Here is a 4,046-nt window from a genome sequence, read left to right as displayed (position 1 = left end):
GGCCTGCTGAACGGTCTCGACACGGGACGCGATGAATTCGGCGCGGGAAAAGCCGGAGGCGAACGCCTGAACGCGTTCGGGCGTGGCGTTCGGGATCACCTGCGCAAGGCGGTCCCGGGCAAGCTCTAGCGAGCCGGGAACGCCCAAGCGCTCCCGCACGCTTGCGATGAAGCTGCGCAATTCCTCGAATTGCCTTCTCGTGGTCTGCGTTGCGGACAAGAGCGCCAACCTCGTGAGCGGGGGTTTGCTCGATCCGGCTGGCGAGCTCGCGCGCGACCGGCGCCAGGTCGCTGATGGGCTCGCGCATCAACGACCGAAAGCGCTGTTCGTCGCGTGTCAGGTCGGCCGTGAGCGTAGTGCGCAATTGGCCGTAGTCGTGCAGCGCCGCGACGGCCAAGGGCACTGCGGCAAGCCCGTTCTCGCGTGCCGCATCGTCTCGGCCGAACAGGCTACGGCTTCCCTGGAGTTCCCGAAGTACTGCGGGTTCTGTCGCAGGTCCTGGGCGAAGGTGGAAACAGGTATCTGATTGACGTCAACGCGGCTGCGCAACTCAGCAAGCAAGGCTTGTGGCTGTTGCCAGACGGCGGCGACGGCCGCCTCCAGGCGGCACGTTGCCGCTTCCATGGAGGGCCGTGTTTCGATCCGGGCGGCGACGGCTACCTCGACGCTTTCCCGCCACTCTGTGACGGAGCAATGAGGGGCGCTTGCGTCTGTTCCTGCGTCAATTGTGCGGCGCGAGGATCCGACGCGGTGAAAACGAAATGCGCGCCCGTCTCGGGACGTGGCGCGGCAGATCGGCAACGTTGCCGATGATGATGGAGCCATTGTCCGCCTGCATCATGAAGTTCGGCCTGGCTGCGCCGCTGAACCGGCCGCTATAGTCTTGGCCCGGCTCGGTCGTTGCCATGTAGCTGCCATCCCATGCTGTGACGTGGGGAGCCTGCACGGGTCGGACCGTTCAATTGCCTGCTGGGCGACCTCGGTGATTTCCGCGAACATGCGACGCACGGACGCCAGGTCGTCGCGCTCATGCGCGGCGACCGAGACGAACGTCATGCGTTCGTCGGAAATCACGCCGAATTCGAGGGGATGCCCTGCCTTTTCGGCCAGAGCCGCAAAAAACTCGCGCTGCACGCAGCCATTGCCTTCTCGGAAGGGGTGGATGGAGTTAAGTTGGGATAAGGCTTCCGCCGCCTGATTTGCGCAGGTCTCACGATCCAGACCGCGCAAGAAGTCGCGGCTTTCGAGGTCGGCCATTAGGCTTTTCAGCCGGTGTCGATCTGATTGCCGATGGCAAAATCCTGGCCGTCGATCTTGTGCATGGCGGGCATGATGGCTTGCGTGCCGTCTTCGAAGGTGAAGGGCTGATGGCGCAGATGACCGGCCCATTCGAACACGTCCTGAAACAGGTGCTTGTGCAGCGCCCGAAGATGGGCCGTGTCGACGTGGGCTCGGGGCCGAGACCGCTTTGCAGCTCGAGCAACCGGATAGCGATCAACGGATGCTCGGCCGCCTCTAGCGCCTCGTGTGTCTCGGCCCCAATCTAATTTTTGAGGATGATGCCGTCGGCAAGCGTAAACGACATGTTTACTTGATGCCGAGAAGGGCCTTAACGCGCGGCATCATTTCGGCCAGTTCGATCTCACCGCCAATGAAGGCGTCAAAGACCGGCTGGCAGGCCGGGTTCGGCCGCAAGCCCTCGATGGCGTTCGACCGGAAGGCGCTGCGCACCATTTTGCGGCGGCGTTCCATTTCCTCCGGAGTGATGGCCGCCGGGGCCTTGGATTTAACTGCGAGTGCCATGTGAGGCTTCCTATCGTGTTCGGTCTACGCGGGCGCTTCCTGCTGCGAGGAACGGTGCGAACGCTTTGCGGACCTCCTCAAGAAAGATGCCGCTGAATTTGCCGCGCGGCTTTTGCCGGGTGTCGAAGTGATACGATCTTTCGAGGATATCGTAATTGCACTCGCTGACGGTGATCCAGCCGCGCTTGAAGGTCGAGAGTTTCGCCCTCTGCAATTCCAACGCTGGAATTTCGAGGGCGGTCTGTCCCTCATAGGGCGGCGTTGACGAGATCGGCAGCAACAGGACGTGGGTGTTATCCTTGTCGTCGCGCATGGAAAGGATCAGGCAGACCGGGCGATCCTTCTCGCCATGCTCGCGGCCCTGCTCGTCCTGCCAGCGCCACAGATAGGGATAGCCGACGATATCGCCCTTGCCGAAACGATCAGTCATCCTTCGAAGCCTGATAGTCGGCGGAATCCTGCTCTAGCTGCGCCAGGAACATGTCTGCCAGTTCGCGCGGCATTTCGCCGGCGCCGTAGGCGCGGCGCGGATCGTCCCTCGACATCATGCGCTCGTAGACATCGACCGGCACCACGACAACGGATGCGCGGCCATGCTTGGTGAGGGTGATTGGCTCGCGCATTGCCTCGTCGTGATAGCGCCCGAAATGCCGTACAAACTCGACGGATGATATGGTTTTGTTGGTCATGACCTTCACCTTTCTGGAAATTCTGTAATATACAGAAAACTGCAAAAGGCAAGCCTTTTCAGGTTTTACGCGCCTAGAATATCAGGCCGATGCGCTCCCAAATGGTCGGCTCGTTCGTCTGACCGGCCTCGGCCAGCATGGTGATGACATCGCCGGGTTTCAGGCCCCTGACCTCGTATCCCCGGCTGCGGGCTTCCTCGATCAAGGATTCCATGGTTGGAAACTCCGCAAGGCGGGTTCCAAGCCAGAGTTCCGGTTCGTCAAAATCGGACTCATTGTCAAAGAAGCCTTGCAGAAAGAAGGTCCGCAACGGCCCATCGTAGCCGATGGCGGCCTCGTCATCGGTGCGGCCCTTGTTGATCATGGTGACGTAGAAGCGGCTCATGCCAATATTGCCTCCGGGCTTGGCAAGTGATTGTGAGGGGAAAGCCTGCCGTTGTTAAGACTTGGGCGGCGGGCTCGATTCATCCTTGGCACTACAGCAAAGCCAGTTGCTCGGCCGGGCGGACTGGCGTTGCCGGCATGGGTGCGGACGCGATCCGCTCACGCTCAAACGCCTTGCGCTCGCGAAGCTCGGCAAACTCAATGCAGACGATTTCGCAGACGATCGATGTATCTTTCCAGTCGTCCTTGTGGATCGACGTATCGACGCCAGCGCCGATTTCCATCTGTAGGCCGGTCATCTCTTCGAAATCGACGCCGCGCCCGGACTGGCGGCGTTCGAAATACTGAGCGCCGGAATAGCGAAACGGAGCGGACTGCTGCGGGACGATGAACGTGCCCTGGTCGGCTATCTCGCTGGCGATGTCGATGACATGATATTCAAATTCGGCGCCCTGATAGCGCGGGCCGCATCGCTGGCGCTTCACCTTGCCGAACGGCGGATTGGCAATCGCAAGGTCGAACATCTCGCCTTCAAGCCCCCGAAACCACCAGTCCCGCCAGTCGAACACGTTTGCATTGATCCACCGGGCTTCCGGCAGCAGCTTGCGGCCCACTTCGACATAGCGGGGATTGTTCTCAACACAGGTGATTTCGGGCATGTTGCCGCCCCATCTGCTTCGGCAATGCACGAAATAGGAAAGCACGCCGATTCCAGCACAAAGGTCGATGACCTTGTCGCCCTGGCATTGAGCATCGAGCGCGAAATCACCGGCCAAGCCCCACGGCGTGAAGAATGCACCGGCAGCACCGTTGATGTGGTTTGCGCCCTCATGCCAGTTCTGAAAGACGAAATCGCGCTCGTCCTCGGTCAATCGCTCCTTGGTTAGAAGCGCCTCTGCCGCGGCATGAGCTTTGCGCTGCGCTTTGGTCAGGTTCGCCATAGTGCTGATCTCCTGTTTCCCGCGGAACGCGGTCTTCCTGTCCCTAAGAGGGGCAGGAGCCCCGCTCCTGCTCCCGAGCAGTCGGCGATCCGACCGGAGAGAGGGGGCAACAGGCAAAACCGGAGGGGGATCACCCGCCCGAAGGGACAGGTGCGCGAAGATCCGCGCACGCGGATCTTCGCGCACCTGGTCCTGCACAAGGGAGGGCTCGCCGGCGTCGCCGGCGGGC

9 protein-coding genes are annotated in these 4,046 nt (G+C 61.4%); 1 reads left to right on the top strand and 8 read right to left on the bottom strand.

The features are described 5' to 3' along the window. Window positions 1-180, bottom strand: a 180-nt coding sequence (locus tag EOA79_RS33275) for a hypothetical protein (RefSeq protein WP_206639289.1), incomplete at its 3' end; no start/stop codon positions are given. Between EOA79_RS33275 and EOA79_RS30360 the strand changes: the two genes are divergently transcribed. Continuing rightward, window positions 167-526: a hypothetical protein gene (locus EOA79_RS30360; protein WP_128161297.1), complete on the top strand. Its 360-nt coding sequence runs from the start codon at window positions 167-169 to the stop codon at window positions 524-526. The genes EOA79_RS33275 and EOA79_RS30360 overlap by 14 nt on opposite strands. Window positions 527-837: 311 nt before the next feature. Here EOA79_RS30360 and EOA79_RS30355 read toward each other — a convergent pair whose 3' ends face one another. From EOA79_RS30355 to EOA79_RS30330, 7 genes are all read right to left on the bottom strand, one after another. Then, window positions 838-1,257, bottom strand: coding sequence for a Fic family protein (locus tag EOA79_RS30355; protein WP_245489967.1), 420 nt, complete (start codon window positions 1,255-1,257; stop codon window positions 838-840). Window positions 1,258-1,265: 8 nt separating this feature from the next. Then, window positions 1,266-1,397 (bottom strand): hypothetical protein, encoded by a 132-nt coding sequence (locus EOA79_RS34190; RefSeq protein WP_281060306.1) that lies wholly within the window; start codon window positions 1,395-1,397, stop codon window positions 1,266-1,268. A 190-nt stretch (window positions 1,398-1,587) separates the two neighbouring features. Continuing rightward, window positions 1,588-1,803 (bottom strand): antitoxin VbhA family protein, encoded by a 216-nt coding sequence (locus EOA79_RS30350; RefSeq protein ID WP_128161301.1) that lies wholly within the window; start codon window positions 1,801-1,803, stop codon window positions 1,588-1,590. Between the two features lie 10 nt (window positions 1,804-1,813). Next, window positions 1,814-2,233 carry a hypothetical protein gene (locus EOA79_RS30345; protein ID WP_128161303.1) on the bottom strand — a complete coding sequence of 140 codons (420 nt, stop codon included), beginning with the start codon at window positions 2,231-2,233 and terminating at the stop codon, window positions 1,814-1,816. After that, window positions 2,226-2,492: a type II toxin-antitoxin system prevent-host-death family antitoxin gene (locus EOA79_RS30340; RefSeq protein ID WP_128161305.1), complete on the bottom strand. Its 267-nt coding sequence runs from the start codon at window positions 2,490-2,492 to the stop codon at window positions 2,226-2,228. Before EOA79_RS30340 ends, EOA79_RS30345 begins: the two co-directional genes overlap by 8 nt. 73 nt (window positions 2,493-2,565) lie before the next feature. Beyond that, window positions 2,566-2,877, bottom strand: coding sequence for a hypothetical protein (locus tag EOA79_RS30335; protein ID WP_128161307.1), 312 nt, complete (start codon window positions 2,875-2,877; stop codon window positions 2,566-2,568). Window positions 2,878-2,968: 91 nt separating this feature from the next. Continuing rightward, window positions 2,969-4,046 (bottom strand): methyltransferase (locus tag EOA79_RS30330; protein ID WP_245489966.1); only part of this gene is annotated, 1,078 nt, incomplete at its 5' end.

Origin of the sequence: Mesorhizobium sp. M1A.F.Ca.IN.020.03.2.1 (assembly GCF_004023205.1) — a bacterium.
Classification (GTDB): domain Bacteria; phylum Pseudomonadota; class Alphaproteobacteria; order Rhizobiales; family Rhizobiaceae; genus Mesorhizobium.
Note: the sequence above shows the minus strand (reverse complement) of the source record. Positions and strands in the feature narration are given on the sequence as shown.